This is a genomic window from Priestia sp. 53B2, from assembly GCF_056099005.1.
This window is the reverse complement of the sequence record NZ_JBLZXA010000104.1, coordinates 1-245: the sequence shown is the minus strand read 5'-3', so window position 1 is coordinate 245 and position 245 is coordinate 1. Positions and strand designations below refer to the sequence as shown.

The window sequence follows — 245 nt, the reverse complement described above, 5'->3', positions numbered from 1 at the left end:
GGGTCAAAGTCCCAACTACCATTGGCGCTAAAGAGCTTAACTTCCGTGTTCGGTATGGGAACGGGTGTGACCTCTTCGCTATCGCCACCAGACAAGAGATTGCTCTCTCAAAACTAGATAACAGTTTGCTGAGTAAAGCTTACGCTTTTAAAGTTTTGGTTAAGTCCTCGATCGATTAGTATCAGTCAGCTACACATGTCGCCACGCTTCCACCTCTGACCTATCAACCTGATCATCTTTCAGGG

The 245-nt window shown here is 46.5% G+C and carries 2 rRNA genes; both read right to left on the bottom strand.

Annotated elements, in window-relative coordinates:
* A 5S ribosomal RNA gene (rrf, locus tag ACN6NE_RS31330) occupies positions 1-92 on the bottom strand; the annotation flags it as partial.
* A 63-nt stretch (positions 93-155) separates the two neighbouring features.
* Positions 156-245: ribosomal RNA gene (locus tag ACN6NE_RS31325) — 23S ribosomal RNA — on the bottom strand; the annotation flags it as partial.